The sequence below is a fragment of the Microbacterium sp. 22195 genome, assembly GCF_052056515.1.
In the GTDB taxonomy this organism is placed as follows: Bacteria; Actinomycetota; Actinomycetes; order Actinomycetales; family Microbacteriaceae; genus Microbacterium.
In genome coordinates, this window is sequence record NZ_JBQEPE010000002.1 from 1 (window position 1) to 20,758 (window position 20,758).

Consider the following 20,758-nt stretch of genomic DNA (forward strand, 5'->3'; position numbering starts at 1 on the left):
CCTGCTAGAACTTGCCTAGTTCGTTTCGGTGTTGCGACGACCCCTTGAAACCGCCACGTCTGTACCTGGGGGTCTCGACGGCAAGTGGGGGTCTCGGCGTGCCGCAGCGGCCTCAGGCGGTGTACCCGTCCGCCACGGTCAGGGCCTCGTCGATCGCGGACAGGCCGCGCACCAGCTCCTCCTCCGTGATCACCAGCGGCGGCGCGATGTGCGTGCGGTTGAAGTGCGTGAACGGCCAGACGCCCGCCTTCTTGGCGGCAGCGGCGAAGGCGGCCATCGGCGCAGCATCCGCCCCCGACGCGTTGAACGGCACCAGCGGCTCGCGCGTCTCGCGATCGCGCACCAGCTCCACAGCCCAGAAGAGGCCGCGGCCGCGCACCTCGCCGACGCTCGGATGCGTCGACGTCCACCCGCGCAGGGTCGGCTCGACGATCCGCTCGCCCAGGTCGCGCACGCGCTCCAGGATGCCGTCGCGGCGGAACACCTCGAACGTCGCCACGCCCGCCGCGCAGGCCAGCGGATGCCCGGAGTAGGTGAGCCCGCCCGGGAAGGAGACCTCGTCGAAGCGCGCCGCGATGCGGTCGGAGATGACCACGCCGCCCAGCGGCACGTACCCGGAGTTCACGCCCTTCGCGAAGGTGATCAGGTCGGGCTGCCCGCCGTAGGCCTGGAAGCCGAACCACTCGCCGATGCGGCCGAAGCCCACCATCACCTCGTCGGCGATGTAGACGATGCCGTACCGGTCGCACAGTTCGCGCACGCCCTGCAGGTAGCCGGCGGGCGGGGCCAGCACCCCGTTGGTGCCGACGACCGACTCGATGATGATCGCCGCGATCGTGGAGGGCCCCTCGAGCTGCACGGTCTGCTCCAGGTGCGCGAGGGCGCGCTCGCCCTCCTGCTCCTCCGACTCGGAGTGGAACGCGGAACGGTACGCGTACGGGCCGAAGAACCGCACGGCGCCCGCATCGCTGACCTCGTTCGCCCAGCGCCGCGGGTCGCCGGTCAGCGAGATCGCGGTGGAGGTGGAGCCGTGGTAACTGCGGTACATCGACAGCACCTTGCGGCGACCGGTGGTCTGGCGCGCCATGCGCACCGCGTACTCATTGGCGTCCGCTCCGCCGTTGGTGAAGAACACCTTCTCGAAGCCGTCGCCGGCCACCTCGGAGATGAGCCGGGCGAGCTCGCCGCGCACGTCGTTCGCGAGGGCGGGCTGGATGGTCGCCAGGCGGCCCGCCTGCTGCTGGATGGCGGCGACGAGGTCCGGATGCTGGTGTCCGAGGTTCAGGTTGACGAGCTGACTGGAGAAGTCCAGGTACGCGTTGCCCTGGTAGTCCCAGAACGTCGAGCCCTCGCCGGCGGCGACCGGCATCGGGTCGATGAGCGCCTGCGCGCTCCAGGAGTGGAACACGTGGCCGCGGTCGTCCGCGCGCACCTGTGCCTCGGCCTCGGGGGCGGGCAGGTTGTGCGTGGCTCCGTGGCGGTCGGTGAACTGTGCCATGATCGGTTCTTCCTTTCCTGCGGTGCTCAGTGGTTGCTCGGGAAGCCGAGGTCGAGCTGGGCGGGAGTGTGGTCGGGCCAGCGGGTGGTGACCACCTTGGAGCGGGTGTAGAAGCCGATCGACTCGGGGCCGTAGATGTGCGAGTCGCCGAACAGCGAGTCCTTCCAGCCGCCGAACGAGAAAGCCCCCACCGGCACCGGGATCGGCACGTTGATGCCGACCATGCCGACCTCGATGTCGTACTCGAACTGACGGGCGGTGCCGCCGTCGCGGGTGAAGATCGCGGTGCCGTTGCCGAACCGGTTGGCGTTGATCAGCTCGACGGCCTCCTCGTAGCTGTTCACGCGCACCACCGAGAGGACGGGCCCGAAGATCTCGTCCTGGTAGACCTTCATGTCGGTGGTGACGTTGTCGATGAGCGAGACGCCGGTGAAGAATCCGTCGCCCTCGAACGCGCGCTGCGTGCCGTCGACGACGACGGTGCCGCCCTCGGTGGCGGCGCCCGCCACGTAGGAGGCGACCTTGTCGCGGTGCTCGCGGGTGATCAGCGGGCCCATCTCGCTGGCGGGGTCAGTGCCCGGGCCGATGCGCAGCTCGCCGATGCGAGAGCGGATGCCCTCCACCAGGTCGTCCGCGATGTCGCCGACGGCGACCAGCACCGACACGGCCATGCAGCGCTCGCCGGCGGAGCCGTACGCCGCCGAGATCGCGGCCGTGACGGCGCCGTCGATGTCGGCATCAGGCATGACGACCATGTGGTTCTTGGCGCCGCCCAGCGCCTGCACGCGCTTGCCGGCAGCGGAGGCGCGCTCGTAGATGGAGCGGGCGACGGGAGTGGAGCCGACGAAGCTGACCGCGCCGATGTCCTCGGAGTCGAGCAGGGCGTCGACCGCGACCTTGTCGCCGTTGACGACGTTGAGCACGCCGTCCGGCAGACCCGCCTCCTGGAACGCCCTGGCGAGCCAGATCGCCGCCGACGGATCCTTCTCGCTGGGCTTGAGCACCACGGCGTTGCCGCAGGCGATGGCGGACGCGACCATCCACAGCGGCACCATGACGGGGAAGTTGAACGGGGTGATGCAGGCGACCACGCCCACCGGCTGCTTGGCCGAGTGCACATCCACTCCGCGGGACACCTGCTCGGCGCGCTCGCCCTTCAGATGGTGCAGCAATCCGGCCGCGAACTCGACGTTCTCGATGCCGCGCGAGACCTCGCCGGCGGCATCCGAGAGCACCTTCCCGTGCTCGCTGGTGACGATGGCGGCGAGCTCGTCGGCGCGCTCAGTGAGGATCTGGCGCAGCCGGAAGAACACATCGGCGCGCTTGACGAGCGACGAGGCACGCCAGGCGCGCTGCGCCTCCTTGGCGACCGCGATCGCGTGCTCGACCTCCGCCGTGCTGGCCGCGGCGACCTGGCGGTGCGTCTCGCCCGTGGCGGGGTCGTACACCGGGAGAGTGCGGTCGGCCGCGCCGGCGTCGGCGCCGGCGATGAAGTGGCGGATGGTGCTCACAGGATGCTCCTCATCGAGAGTTCGTGGTCATACCGCACAGAATGACCGGCGGCTTGCTTCCCATGCTGACAGCGGCGAGACTGACGTCATGCCCGCAGATCGTCAGGACTTCGTCGACAATCGGACAGATCGTCCGGATGCGGCCGCGCTGCCGCGCGTGCGCGACGTGCTCGACGCCGAGGTGCTGCTGCGCGGTGACCCGCAGGTGCTCGTCGGCGGCGACGCACTCGACGCCCCGGTGCGCTGGGTGCACGTCTCCGACAGCGATCAGGTGGCGCAGCTGCTGGACGGCGGCGAGCTGCTCCTCACCACCGCGGCGGGATGGCCGGGTGCGGACGCGGCGCTGCGAAGCTTGGTCGACAGCCTGGCGGATGCCGGCATCGCGGGCATCGTGATGGAACTCGGCGCCCGCTTCCCGGTGGCGCCGCCGGCGCTGGTCGCGGCGTGCCGAGCGCGCGGGCTGGCGCTGATCGCGCTGGAGCAGGTGGTGAAGTTCGTCGCCGTCACCGAGGCGGTGCACCGTCGCATCATCGCCGGTCAGCTGGAGGCGCTGCAGGAGCGCCAGAGTCTGCACGAGCTGTTCACCGGGCTCACCCTGCGCGGGGCTCCCGCCGACACCGTCGTGCGCGAGACCGCGCGGGTGCTGGGGGCGCCGGTGGTGCTCGAGACCCTCGGGCGCGAGGTGGTGACCGCCGACATGCGGGATGCCACGGCATCCGCCGTGCTGACCGACTGGCCGGCGCGCTCCCGCACCGGCGACGGCCTGCTCGCCGTGCCCGTCGAGGCGCGAGGCGTGCGCTGGGGGACGCTGGTGGCGCTGCCGGGGCCCGCGCACCCCGCCGGGCGCACGACCGTGCTCGAGCTCGCGGCCACCGCGCTGGCGCTCGCACGCCTGGCCGACGGCCCCGAGGCCTGGGCCCAGCTGCCCGCCCGAGAGCTGGTCAACGCCGTCGTGAGCGGGCGCCATACCGGCGAGGACGACGTGGCGGCCCGGCTGCAGGCGGCGGGGCTGCCGCTGCGTGGGCGCGTGCTCAGCGTGCTGATCGCGGAGGGAGCGGATGCCGCGGCCACCGGCGCGCTGATCGCCGCGATCAGCACTGGCGTCGACGTGGCGAACGGTGCGATCGCGTCGACTGCCGGTCGCGATCTCGACGTCCGCGCGCTGGGTGCGGTGCACGGCGGCGACGGCGTCGTGCTGGTCTCGGCTTCCGCCTCCCTGGCGGCCGCGCTGCTGCGCCGGGCATCCGAGGCATCCGGCGTCGGGCTCGCCGTGGGACCGGACGTCGCGACGGTCGCCGAGCTGCTGGCATCCGTGCGCCCGACCCGCCTGCTCGCGGCTCGGCTGCGCGCGGGGGAGGTGCGCCGGGTCGGCGACCGTCCGCTGACCCGGCTGGTCACCGAACTCGGCGACGACCACCGACTGCAGGAGCACAGTGAGCGCATGCTGGCCCCGCTGATCCGCTTCGACGAGCAGCACGACGGCGACCTGGTGCGGGTGCTGCGCGCGGTCGTCTCGCATCCCGGCAACCGCACGGCCGCCGCTTCCGCCTCACACCTCTCGCGCTCGGTGTTCTACCAGCGCATCGCGCTGATCGCCGACCTGCTGGGCGCCGACCTCGACGACGGCGAGACCCTCTCCGCGCTCCACCTGGCGCTGCTGGCCTCCGCCCGCTGACGACCTCCCGCCTCAGGTTCGGCCCGCTTCGGAGCAGGCGCGACCTCACCCGTCGGCGCGCGCACCTCCCATCACGCGCTCCATCATCTCGGGCGATGGCTGGCCGAGGGCGAAGATGTTCTCCTCGCTGTCGCTGAACCACGCTCCGCGTTCACTGCCGAGATCCGCGATCCCATCCACGGTCTTGAGCCCTGGGAAGTCGTACTCGTGGAACTCGACGCCGCGTTCCCGCAGCGCAGCCACGTCGCGATCCAGGTCGTCGGTCACGAGGTTGATGGCGGTGTTCTTCGCCGTGCCCGCGAAATCGGTGCGGTACACCAGCACCACCGCGCCGCCGACGTCGTAGAACAGGTTCTGGGATTCGGCGTCGGTGTAGACCGGGTCCCGATCCAGCACGTCGTGCCACCAGCGCTTGGCGCGATCGAGGTCTGTCGCCGGAAGGACGGCCGTCGCCATGAGTTTCTCGAACATGATGAGCCCCAGCTCCGGGGTGTGGTCGTCCTCGCGTCGGCCCAGCACAACGCCGCGCCGCTTGGGCGCGCGGACGAGGTCCCCGCTGTGAGCATACCTCCGCACCCTCCGCTTCGGAAGGCGTCCGGCAGCGTCAGGTGATGTACATCTTGCGCAGGGTCTCGTGCACGGTCCACAGGGTGCGCATGCCCTCGGTCAGCCGCACGACGGACCCCGCCCGCACCTCGATCGAGGGCAGCACCGGTTCGGTGAAGTCGACGCGCGCGGCTCCGGCGAGCACGATGAACACCTCGTCGGTCTCGGTGTCGACCGCGGCGCCCTCGCTCATCTCCCAGATGCCGAGCTCCACGTCGCGGAGGACGCCGAGTTCGCGGATGCCGGTGGTCGGCTCGCCCGCGCGGACGACCTCCGCTGGCAGCGGCTCATGCGCCAGGTCGACGGCCAGGGCATCCACGACGACACCGGCATCCAGCCCGCTCACGAGTCGAACCCCATGCCGATGGCGTCCAGGCCCTTCAGGAGCAGATTGCGCCTGCCCTCGTTGTGGTCGGCACGGTCCATCGACGCGCGCACCACGTTGACGCCGATGGCTGCGGCGGGCTCGGGCGGGAACGGGATGGGCTTGGTGCGCACCATCTTCAGGCGCGTGCGCTCGGTGTCGACGCCTGCCAGCTTGTCGAGCATGACGTCGGCGCCGAATCGGCTGGCACCGACGCCGAGCCCGGTGAATCCCGTCGCATAGGCGACGCGTCCGCTGCGGGCGGTGCCGTAGAACGCGCAGAACCGGCTGCACGAGTCGATCGCGCCGGCCCAGCGATGCGTGAACTTCAGCCCCTCCAGCTGCGGGAAGGTCGTGAAGAAGTGCGAGGCGAGCTTGCGGTAGGTCTCCGGCCGCTCCTCGTACTCGGCGCGCACCTTGCCGCCGAAGTGGTAGATCGCGTCGTAGCCGCCGAACAGGATGCGGTTGTCGGCGCTGAGCCGGTAGTAGTGGAACTGGTTGGCGCTGTCGGCCAGGCCCTGCCGGTTCCTCCAGCCGATCGCGTCGTGCTGCTCCTGCGTCAGCGGCTCCGTCATCAGGGCGTAGTCGTACACCGGCACGGTCATCAGCCGGTTGCGCTTGAGCAGCGAGGGGAAGACGTTGGTCGCGAGCGCCACGTGATCGGCGGTGACCGTCGCGCCGCCGGCGACGCTCACGGTCTGACGGCCGCTGCCCGAGATGCCGGTCACCCGACTCTGCTCGTGGATCACGACGCCCAGTTCGGTGGCGACGCGCGCCAGCTCGATCGCCAGCTTCGCCGGATGCACCATCGCGCAGCCCTCGCGGTCCCAGTTGCCGGCGAGGTAGGTGGGGGAGTGCACCTCGGAGCGCACGGCGTCCTGGCCGAGGAACCCGTCACCCTCCAACCATTCGATCTGGTGCGGCTCGGTCGCGATGGCCAGCTGCCCGGTGCGCTCCCAGTCCACGTCCATGCCGTAGCGCCGCACGGCCTGCTCGATGCCGTCGAGGTTCTCGAGGCCCAGGCGCTCGAGCTGCTCGATCTCCTCGGGCCACCGGCTCAGCCCGTTCTCGTGGCCGTGCGTCAGGCTCGCCTCGCAGAATCCGCCGTTGCGCCCCGACGCCGCCCAGCCGACGCGCGCGGCCTCGAGCACGATGACCGAGCGCTGCGGGTCCCGCTCCTTGGCGCGCACGGCGGTCCACAGGCCGACGTACCCGCCGCCGACGACGACCAGGTCGGCCTGCGCGGAACCCGCCAGGGCGGGGTAGGAGGGACGCTCGACGTCGTCGAGCCAGAACGGCGCGTGCTTCGCATCGCGCAGAGACTCGGTGATCGTGGCATCCGCCGGTGGGAATCGTTCGAAGACCGTGGTCCCCATCAGCGCGTGCCCCAGTTGTAGAAGTCCTTGTGGAGGCCCGCGTAGATCAGGCTCTCGGTGTGCGTGACGCCCGGGATGGCGCGCACGCGCTTGCTGACGAGCTCGAGCAGGTCCTCGTCGGTCTCGCAGATGGCCTCGGCGAGCACGTCGAAGGTGCCCAGCGTCACGACCACGTAGGCGATCTCGTCGAACGCCTTCACCGCCTCGGCGACCTCGCGCGGATCCCCTGCGGTCCGGATGCCGATCATCGCCATCCGCGCGAAACCGAGCTGACGGGGGTCGGTGACCGCTACGATCTGCATGACTCCGGCATCCGTCAGCCGCTGCACGCGCTGGCGGACGGCCGCCTCGCTGAGACCGACCGCGCGGCCGATCTCGGCGTAGGGGCGCCGGCCGTCCTGCTGCAGCAGCTCGATGATCCGCTTGGAGACGTCGTCCAGCGCCACGCTCTTCGTCTTGTCGCTCATGTGCTGATTCTGACACTATCCGGATGCTGAATCAACTGAATCCATTGTTTGGAGAGAAGTTTTCTTCTGATTTCGCATTCGCATGGGTAGAGTGTCGGGCATGCTGACGACGCTCCAGAACCACATCGCTGGCTCCTTCCGGGATGCCCACGGCACAGGCACCCTCGACCTCATCGATCCCGCGACCGGCGAGGTCGACGGCCGCATCCCCCTCTCCGATGAGGTCGACCTGGACGCCGCCTATGCGGCCGCCTCGGCGGCGTTCCCGATCTGGCGCGACACGACGCCGGCCGAGCGCCAGCTGGCGCTGTTCCGGATCGCGGATGCCATGGCCGCGCGGGCCGAGGAGTTCGCCGACCTGGAGTCGCAGGACACCGGCAAGCCGCGCGCCACGCTCGTGGCCGACGAGATCGAGCAGTCCGTCGACCAGCTGCGCTTCTTCGCCGGGGCCGCCCGCAGTCTGGAGGGACGAGCCGCCGGGGAGTACCTCGCCGGGCACACCTCCTACGTGCGGCGCGAGCCGATCGGGGTGATCGGGCAGGTCACGCCCTGGAACTACCCGCTGAACATGGCGGTGTGGAAGATCGCCCCGGCGCTCGCCGCGGGCAACACGGTCGTGCTCAAGCCCGCCGAGTCCACGCCGCGCTCCACCCTGCTGCTCGCCGCGATCGTCGCCGAGCACACCCCGGCCGGCGCGCTGAACGTCGTGCTCGGCGCGCGGGAGACGGGGGCGACGCTGGTCGCGCATCCGGTGCCGCAGATGGTGGCGATCACCGGATCGGTGCGCGCGGGCATGGCGGTCGCCTCATCCGCTGCGAACGACCTGAAGCGCGTGCACCTGGAGCTGGGCGGCAAGGCCCCCGCCGTGGTCTTCGCCGACGCTCCGCTGCAGAAGGCCGCGGAGGGCATCGTGGCGGCGGCGTTCTTCAACGCCGGGCAGGACTGCACGGCCGCGACCCGCGTGATCGTGCACTCCTCGGCGCACGACGAGCTGGTGCGGATGCTGGTCGACCGCACGCACACGCACGCCCGCACCGGCGGGCCGCGCGAGGAGGGCGTGTTCTTCGGGCCGCTCTCCAGCGCCGCGCAGCTAGCCCAGGTGCAGGGCTTCGTCGACCGCCTCCCCGCGCACGCGCGCATCGAGACCGGCGGACGTCGGCAGGGCGATCGCGGGTACTTCTTCGAGCCGACCATCGTCTCGGGCATGCGGCAGGACGACGAGGCCGTGCAGAACGAGGTGTTTGGACCGCTGCTCACCGTGCAGTCCTTCGAGACCGACGATGAGGCGCTGTCGATGGCCAACGGCGTGCAGTACGCCCTGGCGGCATCCGTGTGGACCCGCGACCACAGCCGCGCTCTCCGGTTCACCCGCGACCTGGACTTCGGCTGCGTGTGGGTGAACACGCACATCCCCTTCGTGTCGGACATGCCGCACGGCGGTTTCAAGCACTCCGGCTACGGCAAGGACCTGTCGCAGTACGGCTTCGACGACTACACGCGCATCAAGCACGTGATGACCGCACTGGACTGAGTGGGGGTTTTCCATCCGGACCGCCCGTGTCCGGATGGAAAAGGTCGGCAGGGGCCGCTCGTACCGACCGATTTCCATCTCGGCGAGCCCGGGGCGGATGGAAAAGGTTGCGGGGAGGCGCGATCCACCGACGCTTTCCATCCGCGCCGATCGGCGACGGGGCGTGCGGGGCGGATGCGAGACGGAACCGGCGCCGGATGCTCAGGCCAGGCGCTTCACGTGCCGGAGCTCGTTGAGCACGAGGCCCGGACGCTCGTCGACCTTGCTCGCGCCGTCGGCGTGCCAGCCGTGGCGCTCGTAGAAGCCGGATGCCCGGTCGTTGCCCGCCAGCACCCACAGGTACGCGGTCTCATGACCGGCCTCCCGCAGCGCGTCCTCGACGGCGGAGATCAGCAGGTGCCCGACGCCGGTGGACCAGGAGTCGGGGTGGGCGTAGATGCCCCACAGCTCGCCCGTCCCGGCCGCTGAGCCGGCACCCTCGGCCTCCGCATCCCTGGCGTCGCCGAAGCTCGCCCACCCCACGACCCGGGAGCCGTCGAGCACCACGAGCGTCTGCGAGCCGCGCCCGGTCTCGCCCAGGATGCGCGCCCAGTTCGCGGCCCGCTCGGAGACGGACAGTCCGTCGAGGACTTCCTGCGGCATCAGCCCGCGATAGGCCTCCTGCCAGGAGCGCACGTGCACCTCGGCGATGCCGTCGGCATCCGCCACGGCCGCGGGGCGCAGCTCGAGGACCATCGGAGCTCAGCCCGCGTTGCGCCGGGCCTCCCAGCCCGAGCGCACCATCTCGTCGACCGTGTGCCGCATCGTCCAGTTCAGGTCGCGGGCGGCGAGGTCGCCGGCGGCGACGATGCGGTCGGGGTCACCGGGGCGGCGTGGCCCGATCGCGGGGACGAAGTCGATCCCGGTGACGCGCACCATGGCATCCATGATCTGCTTCACGCTCAGCCCGTCGCCGGAGCCGAGGTTGTAGGCGGGCTCGATCGACTCGCCGGAGGCGAGGCGCTGCGCGGCCACCACATGTGCGGCGGCGATGTCGCCGACGTGCACGTAGTCGCGCACGTTGGTGCCGTCGGGAGTGTTGTAGTCGTCGCCGTTGATCTGCGGGGTGCGGCCCTCGAGCAGCGCCTCGAACACGATCGGGAAGAGGTTGTGCGGGCTGACGTCGTAGACCGTCGGGTCGGCGGAGCCGACCACGTTGAAGTAGCGCAGCGAGGTGTGCCGCAGGGGCTTCTCGGATGCTGCCGTCGCCACGCCCTGGTCGCGCAGCAGCCACTCGCCGATGAGCTTCGACTCGCCGTACGGGCTGGCCGGCCGCTTGGCCGTGTCCTCGGTGACGAGCTGGACGTCGGGGGTGCCGAAGACGGCGGCGCTGGAGGAGAACACGATGTTCGCGACGCCCGCGGCCTCCATGGCCTCGAGGATCACCCTGGTGCCCTCGACGTTCTGCGCGTACGTGTGCAGCGGGCGCTGCACGGAGACGCCGGCGTACTTGAACCCGGCGACGTGGATCACGCCCTCCGCGTCGTGCTCGCGAAGGGTGCGCTCGATGAGCTCGCGGTCGAGGATGCTGCCCTCGACGAGGGTCACGCCCTCGGGCACGAACGACGGACGCCCGCTGGACAGGTCGTCCAGCACGACCGGGGTGAGACCCGCGGATGCCAGTGCGCGCACCACGTGCGCTCCGATGTAGCCGGCACCGCCGGTGACAAGCCAGGACATGGGTCTCCTTCCGTCGCGCGGACGCGCGGGTTCCATTGTGTCAGGCGCGGTGCGCCGGGCGGGGTCAGGCGTCGCGGCGCGGCCCCTCGGAGGGCGAGACCGTGAAGATGTGCGGCGCGGTGAAGCCGGCATCCGCGAAGGCCTGCTCGACGGCATCCGACACCCGCGGCAGATCGGCGTGCGAGACCAGTGCGATCGCCGCGCCACCGAAGCCGCCGCCGGTCATCCGCGCACCGATCGCGCCGTTCTCGAGCGCGGTGTCCACCGCCGTGTCGAGCTCGGCGACCGAGATCTCGAAGTCATCGCGCATGGACGCGTGCGAGGCGACCAGGAGGTCGCCGATCGCCCGCGGACCCTGCTCGGTGAGGGCGGCGACCGTGTCGAGCACGCGCTGGTTCTCGGTGACGATGTGCCGCACCCGGCGGAACGTGACGTCGTCCATGATCTCGGCGGCGCGCGGCAGATCGGAGACGCTCGCGTCGCGCAGGGAGCGGATGCCGAGCAGCTGCGCGCCCCGCTCGCAGGACTCCCGGCGCTCCCGGTAACCGCCGGTGGAGTGCGCGTGGGTGACCTGCGTGTCGATCACGAGCACCTCGAGACCCGCGTCGCGGAAGCCGGTCGGGATGGACTTCGCCTCCAGGCTGCGGCAGTCGATGAAGGTCGCGGCATCCGGCCGGCCGAGCATGGACGACATCTGGTCCATGATCCCGGTCGGCGCGCCGACGGCCTCGTTCTCGGCCTTGCGGCCGACTTGCGCGAGGATGACCGGATCCAGGCCCAGCTCCCAGAGGTCGTTCAGGGCGGATGCCACGGCTCCCTCGATCGCGGCCGAGGAGGACAGGCCCGCGCCGACCGGCACGTCGGAGGCGATCGCGATGTCGACGCCGGTGAGGGGCGCATCGGGGCGCAGCGCCCGCAGCGCCCAGGCGACGCCGAGCGCGTACGCCGACCATTCCGGCACTCCCGGAGCCTCGCCGGGCGCGGTGGGGAAGATCCCGTCGAGCTCGTCCAGGTGCGCGACGACCTGGCTGTCGGCGAACGTCGACTCGACCCGGATGTCGCCCGTGCCGTTGAATGCGACCGCGGCGTACGTGCGGTGCTGAATGGCGAACGGCAGCACGAAGCCCTCGTTGTAGTCGGTGTGCTCGCCGATCAGGTTCACGCGCCCGGGCGCGGACCAGACGCCTTCTGGCTCGCGACCGAAGGACGAGGTGAACAGGTCGCGGGCGGCGGTGAGTGCGGTCATGAGATTTCTCCAGTGGTGCTCGTGGCAGAACTTCGCAGTTCTGCAGAACTTCGGATGCCAGGGCCTGAAACCATCCGAGATCGTGCAGATCTCCGCCGTTCTGCAGCGCGGGTCAGAGGTCCGGGACGGTCGCGATCGCGTCGCGGAGCCGGGCGGCGGCGTCCTCGGGGAGGATCTCGGCGGTCCAGGCGCTCATTGCGGCCTCGGAGCCGGCGAGGAACTTCAGCTTGTCGGCCGCGCGGCGCGGGCTGGTCAGCTCCAGCCGCATCCGCACGGTGTCGCGGCCGGCGTGCACCGGTGCCTGGTGCCAGGCGGCGATGTACGGCGTCGGCGTCTCGTAGAGGGCATCCACCCCGCGCAGCAGGCGCAGGTAGAGCGGCGCGAGCTCCTCGCGCTCGGCATCCGACAGCGCGGCGAAGTCGGGCACGTGGCGGTGCGGCACGAGCTGCACCTCGAGGGGCCAGCGCGCCGCGAACGGCACGAACGCCGTCCAGTGCTCGCCCTGCAGCACGACCCGCTCCGAGGAGCGCTCGGAGTCCAGCACGCGCGTCATCAGATCGGGTGCGGTGCGGTGGATGCTGTCGAGCAGACGCTGCGTGCGCGGGGTCACGTACGGGTAGGCGTAGATCTGGCCGTGCGGATGCGGCAGCGTGACGCCGATGGCCTCGCCGCGGTTCTCGAACGGGAAGACCTGCTCGACGCCGGGCAGCTCGGACAGCGCTGCCGTGCGATCGGCCCAGGCCTCGATCACGGTGCGCGCGCGGGTGACGGACTGCGTGCCGAAGGAGCCCTCGGTGTCGGGGCTGAAGCAGACGACCTCGCACCGGCCGACGCTGGTGCGGGTGCGCCCGATGCCGAGTTCGGCCAGGTCGTCGAGCCCATGGGTCGGGTTGACCGCCGCAGGCACGCCGCCGGTCGCCGCGTTGAGCGCGGGGCCGAAGGAGGGGGACCGGTTCTCGAACACCGCCACGTCGTACAGCGACGGGACCTCGGAGGGGTTCGTGGGCGTCTGCGGGGCGAGCGGGTCGGCGTCGGCGCCCGGCATCATCACCCGGTTCTGCCGCTTGGTCGCGAAGGTGATCCAGTCGCCGGTGAGGATGTCCTGGCGCATCGTGGCGGTCTCGGGCCGCTCGTCGAGCGTGCGGGCGTCGACCGCTCGGGCAGCGCCGAGGGAGGTGCCCGGATCGTCGAAGTAGAACAGCTCGCGCCCGTCGGCCAGCCGGGTGGCGCGCTTGACGACACCCGCGCCGAGCTCGGTGATCCGCAACTCCGGAGATTCTTCGATGTTCACGTCAACACGGTATCGCGTAGGCCGTGGTAACGTCAACAATCCGGAGTTGTGAAAGCCGGATCCGGGAGGGGAGAGCGGATGCCGCAGCAGCGCGTGTCCATGGCGATGGTCGCCCAGCGGGCCGGCGTGTCCGGGCAGACCGTCTCCCGCGTCGCCAACGACAGCCCCAAGGTCGATCCCGACACCCGGGCGCGCGTCGAGCAGGCGATGGCCGAGCTCGGCTACCGTCCGAACCGCGCCGCGCGCGCCCTGCGCACCGGACGCACGCACACCCTCGGCCTGGTCGCGCAGACGCTCGCCACGGTCGGCAACTCTCGGATGCTGCAGGCCGTGGCCGAGTCGGCGGCATCCCACGGCTATGCGGTGACCGTCGTGACGCTCGGCGCCGGCGGTGACATCGACGAGGCCTTCGACCGTCTGCGCGATCAGGGCGTGGACGGCGCGATCGTGCTCAACGAGGCCACCGCGCTGGCCCGTGACGCGGCATCCGCCGGCCTCCGCCTGGTGGTGGTCGACTCCGCGCCCGACGAGCGCTTCACGGTGATCGGCACCGACCACGCCGCGGGCGCCCGTGCGGCGACCGAGCACCTGCTCGCCGCAGGCCACGCCACCGTGCACCATCTCGCCGGTCCCGAGGGCTCCTTCGCGGCGGCCGAGCGCGAGCGCGGCTGGCGGCAGGCGCTCGCCGCCGCCGGTATCGCGGCGCCCGGGATCGTGCGCGGCGACTGGACCGCGGCATCCGGTCATGCGCAGGCAGGGCTTCTCTCCGAGGCCACCGCGATCTTCGCCGCCAACGATCAGATGGCGCTCGGTGCGCTGCGCGCGCTCGCCGACGCCGGACGTCGCGTGCCCGACGACGTCGCGGTGATCGGCTTCGACGACATCGCGGATGCCGCGGAGTTCCAGCCCCCGCTGACCACGGTGCGGCAGGACTTCGACGCGCTGGGCGAGCAGGCCGTGCAGGTGCTGATCGCGGACATCGAGGGCGGCCGCGCGGCGACCTCGCTCCTGGCGCCCGCGCTCGTCGTGCGCGCGAGCGCCTGAGGCGCGGGTCAGAACTCGAGCAGCACCTTCGTGGCGCGGCGCTCGTCCATGGCGCGGTAGCCCTCGGCGGCCTCGTCGAGGGGGAGCGTGAGATCGAACACGACGCCCGGATCGATGGCGGACGTCATGATGAGCTCGACCAGGTCGGGCAGCCAGCGCCGCACAGGCGCCGGGCCGCCGTGCAGGTGGACACCCGAGTAGAACAGCTCGCTGCCGTCGATCGTCACGTCGTGCGAGACGCCCACGAAGCCCACATGCCCGCCGGCGCGGGTGGCGCGCAGCGCCTGCTGCATGGACTCCTGCGTGCCGACCGCCTCGATCGTGGAATGCGCGCCGTAGCCGCCGGTGAGCTCCTTGATGCGCTCCACCCCGGCATCCCCGCGCTCCTCGACGATGTCGGTCGCCCCGAACCTGCGCGCGAGCTCCTGCCGGTCGGCGTGCCGCGACATCGCGATGATCCGCTCCGCGCCCAGCTGCCGGGCGGCGAGGATGCCGCACAGCCCGACCGCGCCGTCGCCCACAACGGCGACGGTCTTTCCCGGCCCCGCCTCGGCGGCGACCGCCGCGAACCAGCCGGTGCCGAGCACATCGGATGCCGCGAGCAGGCTGCGCCGGCGCTCGGGGGTCAGGTCGCCGGTCACCTTCACCAGCGTGCCGTCGGCCCAGGGGACGCGCGCGTACTCGGCCTGCGTGCCCACCGAGCCCATTCCCACCACGTGGATGCATCGGGACTGGTAGCCGGCCCGGCAGATCTCGCAGGTGCCGTCGGATGCCATGAACGAGCCGACCACGAAGTCGCCGACCGCGAGGTCGCGCACCTCCGCGCCGACCTGCTCGACCGTGCCGATGTACTCGTGGCCCATCCGGATGGGGCGCTTGATCGGCTGGATGCCGCGGTAGGGCCAGAGGTCCGACCCGCAGATGCAGGTCGCGTCGAGTCGGATGATCGCATCCGTCGGCTCGACGAGGGAGGGCAGGGGGACCTCTTCGACCCGGACGTCGCCGGGCCCGTGCATGATGACTGCGCGCATGCTTCCACTATGCGCCCGGCAAGCGCTTCCCTGGGCGCGGAGGACACGTTTCGATAAACGATCACGAACGTTCATGGTGGAACGCAAACCTTCTTGAGGCGATCAAAACGGATTGCTAATCTCCTGAAACAGTCACCCTTTCCCGGGTGCGGATCGCTGTTCGAAGGAGACCCTGTGACCCCCACGCCGACGACTCCTCATCGCAGCCCGCTGCGGAGCGGATCGAGGGAGGCACTGGTCGCCTTCGCCGATCGGATGCTGAGCGGCGCGGCGGCATGGGCGTCCCCGGGCTTCGCGCGCATCACGCCTCCCGGTGCTCCCGGCGGCTACGGCACGGCCGTGGACGGCCTGGAGGGCTTCGCCCGGACCTTCCTGCTGGCCGGCTTCCGCATCGCGGGCGCGCGCGGCGAGGGCGTGGACCGGCTGATCCACGACTACAGCCGCGGGATCGCGGCCGGCGTCGACCCGGCGTCCGAAGAGCGCTGGGTGCGGCTCGACGAGCATCCCCAGGCCAAGGTCGAGGCCGCCTCGATCGCGCTCATCCTCGACATGACCCGGCCCTGGATCTGGGACCGGCTCGACGCCACGACCCGGCAGCGCGTGATCGAGTACCTCTCGCCCGTCGTGGGCGACACCACCTACCCGCAGAACAACTGGGTGTGGTTCCGCATCGTGGTGCAGACCTTCCTGCGCTCGGTCGGCGGGCCCTGGTCGGCATCCGACATCGCCGCCGATCTCGATCGGCACGACTCCTTCGCCCGCGGCGACGGCTGGTTCTCCGACGGCGACGACCGCAACTACGACCACTACGTCGGCTGGGCTCTGCACCTGTACCCGGTGCTCTGGTCGCGCATGCAGGGCGCCGACGAGATCGCGCCCGAGCGCTTCGCCGGCGACGTCGAGGCGCTGGACGGCTACCTGCAGGATGCCGTGCACCTGGTCGGCGCCGACGGCGGCCCGCTGATCGAGGGACGCAGCCTGATCTACCGGTTCGCCGCCGCGGCCCCGTTCTGGGTCGGCGCGTTCGCGCAGGTCCCGTCCACCGACCTCGGCACCCTGCGCCGCACCGCGATGGGCATCATCGCGCACTTCGACGAGCACGGCGCTCCGGACGGCGACGACCTGCTCACGATGGGCTGGCACGGTGAGTGGCGGCGCCTCGCGCAGAGCTACTCCGGCCCCGGGTCGCCCTACTGGGCGTCGAAGGGGATGCTCGGCATCGCGCTTCCCGCCGACCACCCGGTCTGGGCGGCCCCGGAACCCGCGCCGTTCCCCGACGACCTGCGCGTGGTGGCGCCCGCCGGCTGGATCGTGTCCGGCACGGCATCCGACGGCATCGTCCGCGTGATCAACCACGGCACCGACCACGCCCAGCCGGGGGCGGACGCCGGCGACTCCCCGCTGTACGCGCGACTGGGCTACTCCACCGCCGTGTCCCCGCTGCTGAACGGTGACGCGTGGGCCGAGCCACTGGAGCAGTCCGTCGCGCTCATCGACGCGGCCGGCCGGGCCACGCATCGGACCGGACTGACCCTGCTCGGCATCGAGAGCGACGGCGAGATCGCCGTTGCCTCGTCGTCGGCGCACGTGCACTGGATCGACCCGGCCCCCGTCCAGACACGGCACGGCGCCGGCATCGGCGGCGAGGTCGCGTTCGCCGGGCGGATCACGACCTGCTCGATCGTGCGAGGCGCGTGGGAGGTGCGACTGATCCGCGTCGACGCCCTCGAGAGCGACGGCGCCCGGCTGCGGATCGGTGGCTGGGCCCTGGCCGGCGAGCAGGGCGAGGTGGTCGTCGCGGCATCCGAGGATGCAGCATCCGCCCGCCTCGGCGACCTGACCAGCGCTCTCGTGGCGCTCACCCCCGGACTCGAGCCCGGCATCGAGCGGCGGCGGGATGCCAGCCCTCTCGGCCCCGACGCCGTCGTGCCCGTCCTCACGACCACGCCGGAGACGGGTCGCTGGATCGCCGCGGCGGTGCAGCTGAGCGCCGACTCGGCGGACGGCGCGGGATCCGGGGCATCCGCGCCCACCCTCGCCCTCGAAGCCGGCACGGCGACCGTCGTCTGGCCGGACGGCCGGCGCACCACCAGCCGACTCCCCTCGAACGAAGACTGAGACACCCGAACCGCGGCCGGGCCGCAATCACGAAGGAGCACGAACAGCATGAACAGAAGGATCCTCGCCGTCGGCAGCATCGCCGCTGTGGCAGCGCTGGCGCTCGCCGGATGCAGCGGCAGCACCGAGGCCGACAAGCCCGCAGCCTCCAGCGGGCCCGTCACCCTCACGATGTCGGCATGGAGCGTCGACACCACGCCGGAGTTCAAGGCGCTCGCGGACGCGTTCCACGAGAAGAACCCCGACATCACGATCAACCTCAAGGAGTACGACGCCACCGACTACAACACGCTGATCACCGCCGACCTCGCCGCCGGCTCCGGCCCGGACATCATCACGCAGAAGGAGGTCAAGTACGTCACCACCCTGCAGGAGGGCGGCCAGCTGCTCGACGTCTCCGACGTGAAGCTGCCCAAGGGCATCGGCGGCGCCGACTCCTACAAGGTCGACGGCAAGGCGTACGCGACCCCGTACCGCCAGGACTCCTGGGTGCTCTTCTACAACAAGGACCTGTTCAAGAAGGCCGGCGTCGCCGAGCCCGACGGCTCGTGGACCTGGGACGACTTCGACAAGGCGGCCGCCGAGCTGACCGCCGGCGCCGGTGGTGCGAAGGGCGCCTACCTGCACCGCTGGCAGTCGGTCGTGCAGGGCTTCGCCAACTCGCAGACCGGGTCGAACGTGCTCAAGGGCAAGTACGACTACATGACGCCGTTCTACGAGCGCGTCCTGAAGCTGCAGAAGGACGGCGACGTCGTCGACTTCAACACCTCCAGCGCCAACCAGCTCACCTACCAGGGCGAGTTCGGCAAGCAGAAGGCCGCGATGATGCCGATGGGCACCTGGTTCGTCGCGACGCTCATCGCGCAGCAGGCCTCGGGCGACGCGGATGCCTTCCCGTGGGGCATCGCGCCGATCCCGCAGCTCAGCGCGAAGACCGCGGGGCTCGACAACACCCCGGTCACCTTCGGCGACCCGACCGGCTTCGGCGTCAACGCCGCGGCCAGCCCGGAGAAGGCCGCGGCCGCGAAGAAGTTCCTCGCCTTCGCGTCCAGCGAGGACGCCGCGCAGGTGCTCGCCGGCATCGGCATCACCCCTGCGCTGAACAGCAGCGCCGTCGCCGACACCTACTTCGGTGTCAAGGGCGCTCCGACCGACGACCTGTCGAAGTTCGCATGGTCGACGCACAAGGTGCTCGCCGAGAACCCCACCTCGAGCAAGACCGCGGCGATCCAGGGCATCCTGAGCGACATGCACACGGCGATCATGTCCGGCTCGACGCCGGTCGACGCCGCGATCAAGGAGGCGCAGGACCGCGTCTCCAACGAGGTCGGCCTGGACTGACCCGCTGCGCGGGGCGGGCCGTCGGGGCCGCCCCCGCTTCCCGCGCGCGACGCACCCGGCATCCGCCGTCGCCCCGCGTCCGCCATCCGTCTTCAGCCCGACGAAGGAAATCCCATGACCAGCACCGTCGCCCCGCCCCCGAACCGGCCGCCGCGCCGGCGCTCGGCGCTGCGCCGCAGGAACACCCTGATCGGGTGGACGTTCATCCTGCCGAACTTCGCCGGGTTCGCGGCCTTCACGCTCGTGCCCGTGCTGATCCTGTTCTACATGGCGTTCACGAACTGGAACGTCTTCGGCAAGGCCGACTGGGTCGGGTTCGCCAACTTCCAGCGGCTGCTCGGCGACGGCAGCTTCCGGATCTCGTTCTGGAACACCATCTACTACTCGGTGATGCACATCCCGCTCACCATCGTCGTCTCGCTCGGGCTCGCACTGCTGCTGAACAGCAAGCTGCGCGGCGTGGCGTTCTTCCGCACCGCGGCCTTCTTCCCGTACATCACCTCGATCGTCGCGATCGCGGTGGTGTGGAACCTGCTGTTCAGCCCCGACTTCGGCCCGATCAACGCCGTGCTGCGCTCGATCGGCATCGCGCATCCGCCCGGCTGGCTCACCTCGAAGGACTGGGCGATGCCCGCCGTCGTCATCGTCAGCACCTGGCGCGACATGGGCTACTACATGATCCTGTTCCTCGCCGGCCTGCAGACCGTGCCGCGCGAGCTGCACGAGGCCGCCCGCGTCGACGGCGCGAACGTCTGGCAGCGCTTCCTGAACGTGACCCTGCCGTGCCTGCGTCCCACGATGTTCTTCGTCACCGTGATGCTCACCATCAACTCGCTGAAGATCTTCGACCTGATCCTCGTGATGACCAACGGAGGTCCGGGGCAGGCCACCATGGTGCTGTCGCAGTTCATCTACCGCAAGGGCTTCGTGGAGTCGCAGTTCGGGTACGCCTCCGCCGCCTCGGTCGCGCTGTTCCTGCTGTGCATCATCGTCACGATCGCCCAGTTCCTCTGGAACAAGAGGAGGAGCGCCTGATGTCCGAGACCCAGCTCATGGTCACCGGGGAGAAGCGGATGCGGCGGCTCGCCGAGCCCGCGCCGATCGGATCCTCCCACGGTGTGCGCCGCGTCGGCCGCGTGTTCGGCTACGCCGCCCTGATCGTCGCCGCGATCGCCCTGCTCGCTCCGTTCGCCTGGATGCTGCTGAGCTCGCTGAAGACCTCGAACGAGGTGTTCAGCGCACCGATCGTGTGGTGGCCCGAGACGTTCGTCTGGCAGAACTACCTCGACATCTGGTCGAAGTCCGGGATGCTCATCTGGATCCGCAACACCCTGCTGCTGGCGGTCGTGGTGACCTTCCTGCAGGTGCTGACCGGGTCGTTCGCGGCCTACGGCTTCTCGCGCATGCGGTTCCCCGGACGGGACGTGCTGTTCCTGGCGTACATCGGCACGATCGCCGTGCCGTGGCAGTCGTACATGATCCCGCAGTTCATCCTGCTGTCCAACCTCAAGGTGTCCAACACGCTCTGGGCGATCATCCTCATCCAGGCGTTCGGCGCCTTCGGCGTGTTCCTGATGAAGCAGTACTACGAGACCATCCCCGAGGAGCTCAGCGAGGCCGCGCGGCTGGACGGCCTGAGCGAGTACGGCATCTGGCGGCGCATCATGATCCCGCTGTCGGTGCCCGCCATCGCGAGCCTGACGCTGCTGACCTTCGTGAACACCTGGAACGACTACCTGGGACCGCTGATCTATCTGCGCAACCCCGACCTGTGGACGATCCAGCTGGGTCTGAAGAGCTTCGTCTCCAACCTGTTCGACACGAACTACGCCCTGCTCTTCGCGGGCCTGTGCATCTCGGTCGTGCCGATCGCGATCATCTTCATGCTCGGGCAGAAGTACTTCGTCGAGGGCATCGCGACCAGCGGGATGAAGGGCTGA

General features: G+C 70.7%; 18 protein-coding genes. 7 read left to right on the forward strand and 11 right to left on the reverse strand.

The features are described from left to right. Positions 1-112: 112 nt before the first annotated feature. The gene (locus tag ACTJJ4_RS08030) at positions 113-1,498 is read right to left on the reverse strand and encodes an aspartate aminotransferase family protein (protein WP_440942838.1); all 1,386 of its coding nucleotides are present in this window, start codon (positions 1,496-1,498) and stop codon (positions 113-115) included. A gap of 26 nt (positions 1,499-1,524) precedes the next feature. Then, on the reverse strand, positions 1,525-3,009 hold the full coding sequence (locus ACTJJ4_RS08035) for a CoA-acylating methylmalonate-semialdehyde dehydrogenase (RefSeq protein WP_440942839.1): 1,485 nt from the start codon (positions 3,007-3,009) through the stop codon (positions 1,525-1,527). Between the two features lie 88 nt (positions 3,010-3,097). Here ACTJJ4_RS08035 and ACTJJ4_RS08040 point away from each other — a divergent pair, with 88 nt between their 5' ends. Continuing rightward, a complete protein-coding gene (locus ACTJJ4_RS08040) occupies positions 3,098-4,684 on the forward strand; it encodes a PucR family transcriptional regulator (protein ID WP_440942840.1) in 1,587 nt (528 codons plus the stop codon). Positions 4,685-4,729: 45 nt separating this feature from the next. On the opposite strand, the gene ACTJJ4_RS08045 is transcribed toward ACTJJ4_RS08040, so the two are convergent. From ACTJJ4_RS08045 to ACTJJ4_RS08060, 4 genes are all read right to left on the reverse strand, one after another. Then, the gene (locus ACTJJ4_RS08045) at positions 4,730-5,155 is read right to left on the reverse strand and encodes a VOC family protein (protein ID WP_440942841.1); all 426 of its coding nucleotides are present in this window, start codon (positions 5,153-5,155) and stop codon (positions 4,730-4,732) included. Positions 5,156-5,288: 133 nt separating this feature from the next. Beyond that, a complete protein-coding gene (locus ACTJJ4_RS08050) occupies positions 5,289-5,636 on the reverse strand; it encodes a cupin domain-containing protein (RefSeq protein WP_440942842.1) in 348 nt (115 codons plus the stop codon). Further along, positions 5,633-7,030 (reverse strand): NAD(P)/FAD-dependent oxidoreductase, encoded by a 1,398-nt coding sequence (locus tag ACTJJ4_RS08055; protein ID WP_440942843.1) that lies wholly within the window; start codon positions 7,028-7,030, stop codon positions 5,633-5,635. The genes ACTJJ4_RS08050 and ACTJJ4_RS08055 overlap by 4 nt, the downstream gene beginning before the upstream one ends. Next, positions 7,030-7,497, reverse strand: coding sequence for an Lrp/AsnC family transcriptional regulator (locus ACTJJ4_RS08060; protein ID WP_440942844.1), 468 nt, complete (start codon positions 7,495-7,497; stop codon positions 7,030-7,032). The genes ACTJJ4_RS08055 and ACTJJ4_RS08060 overlap by 1 nt, the downstream gene beginning before the upstream one ends. A 100-nt stretch (positions 7,498-7,597) precedes the next feature. Here ACTJJ4_RS08060 and ACTJJ4_RS08065 point away from each other — a divergent pair, with 100 nt between their 5' ends. Then, a complete protein-coding gene (locus tag ACTJJ4_RS08065) occupies positions 7,598-9,028 on the forward strand; it encodes a gamma-aminobutyraldehyde dehydrogenase (RefSeq protein WP_440942845.1) in 1,431 nt (476 codons plus the stop codon). Between the two features lie 201 nt (positions 9,029-9,229). On the opposite strand, the gene ACTJJ4_RS08070 is transcribed toward ACTJJ4_RS08065, so the two are convergent. The 4 genes from ACTJJ4_RS08070 to galT form a co-directional block, all read right to left on the reverse strand. Next, positions 9,230-9,763, reverse strand: coding sequence for an N-acetyltransferase family protein (locus tag ACTJJ4_RS08070; RefSeq protein ID WP_440942846.1), 534 nt, complete (start codon positions 9,761-9,763; stop codon positions 9,230-9,232). Between the two features lie 6 nt (positions 9,764-9,769). Next, complete coding sequence (gene galE / locus ACTJJ4_RS08075) at positions 9,770-10,747, reverse strand: UDP-glucose 4-epimerase GalE (protein ID WP_440942847.1); 978 nt, start codon at positions 10,745-10,747, stop codon at positions 9,770-9,772. A 64-nt stretch (positions 10,748-10,811) separates the two neighbouring features. Continuing rightward, positions 10,812-11,993: a galactokinase gene (gene galK / locus ACTJJ4_RS08080; protein WP_440942848.1), complete on the reverse strand. Its 1,182-nt coding sequence runs from the start codon at positions 11,991-11,993 to the stop codon at positions 10,812-10,814. A 112-nt stretch (positions 11,994-12,105) separates the two neighbouring features. Continuing rightward, entirely contained in the window at positions 12,106-13,284 is a 1,179-nt protein-coding gene (galT, locus tag ACTJJ4_RS08085; protein WP_440942849.1) for a galactose-1-phosphate uridylyltransferase, read from the reverse strand. A 78-nt stretch (positions 13,285-13,362) separates the two neighbouring features. On the opposite strand from galT, the gene ACTJJ4_RS08090 reads away from it, so the two are divergent. Further along, positions 13,363-14,328, forward strand: a complete 966-nt coding sequence (locus ACTJJ4_RS08090) for a LacI family DNA-binding transcriptional regulator (protein WP_440942850.1) — start codon at positions 13,363-13,365, stop codon at positions 14,326-14,328. An 8-nt stretch (positions 14,329-14,336) separates the two neighbouring features. Here the strand turns inward: ACTJJ4_RS08090 and ACTJJ4_RS08095 are convergent, their stop codons facing one another. Next, on the reverse strand, positions 14,337-15,359 hold the full coding sequence (locus ACTJJ4_RS08095) for a zinc-dependent alcohol dehydrogenase family protein (protein WP_440942851.1): 1,023 nt from the start codon (positions 15,357-15,359) through the stop codon (positions 14,337-14,339). A 174-nt stretch (positions 15,360-15,533) separates the two neighbouring features. Between ACTJJ4_RS08095 and ACTJJ4_RS08100 the strand changes: the two genes are divergently transcribed. From ACTJJ4_RS08100 to ACTJJ4_RS08115, 4 genes are all read left to right on the forward strand, one after another. Next, positions 15,534-17,477 (forward strand): DUF2264 domain-containing protein, encoded by a 1,944-nt coding sequence (locus tag ACTJJ4_RS08100; protein WP_440942852.1) that lies wholly within the window; start codon positions 15,534-15,536, stop codon positions 17,475-17,477. A 48-nt stretch (positions 17,478-17,525) separates the two neighbouring features. Beyond that, positions 17,526-18,818: an ABC transporter substrate-binding protein gene (locus ACTJJ4_RS08105; protein WP_440942853.1), complete on the forward strand. Its 1,293-nt coding sequence runs from the start codon at positions 17,526-17,528 to the stop codon at positions 18,816-18,818. A 114-nt stretch (positions 18,819-18,932) separates the two neighbouring features. Further along, positions 18,933-19,853 carry a carbohydrate ABC transporter permease gene (locus tag ACTJJ4_RS08110; RefSeq protein ID WP_285637636.1) on the forward strand — a complete coding sequence of 307 codons (921 nt, stop codon included), beginning with the start codon at positions 18,933-18,935 and terminating at the stop codon, positions 19,851-19,853. After that, on the forward strand, positions 19,853-20,758 hold the full coding sequence (locus ACTJJ4_RS08115; RefSeq protein WP_440942854.1) for a carbohydrate ABC transporter permease: 906 nt from the start codon (positions 19,853-19,855) through the stop codon (positions 20,756-20,758). The genes ACTJJ4_RS08110 and ACTJJ4_RS08115 overlap by 1 nt, the downstream gene beginning before the upstream one ends.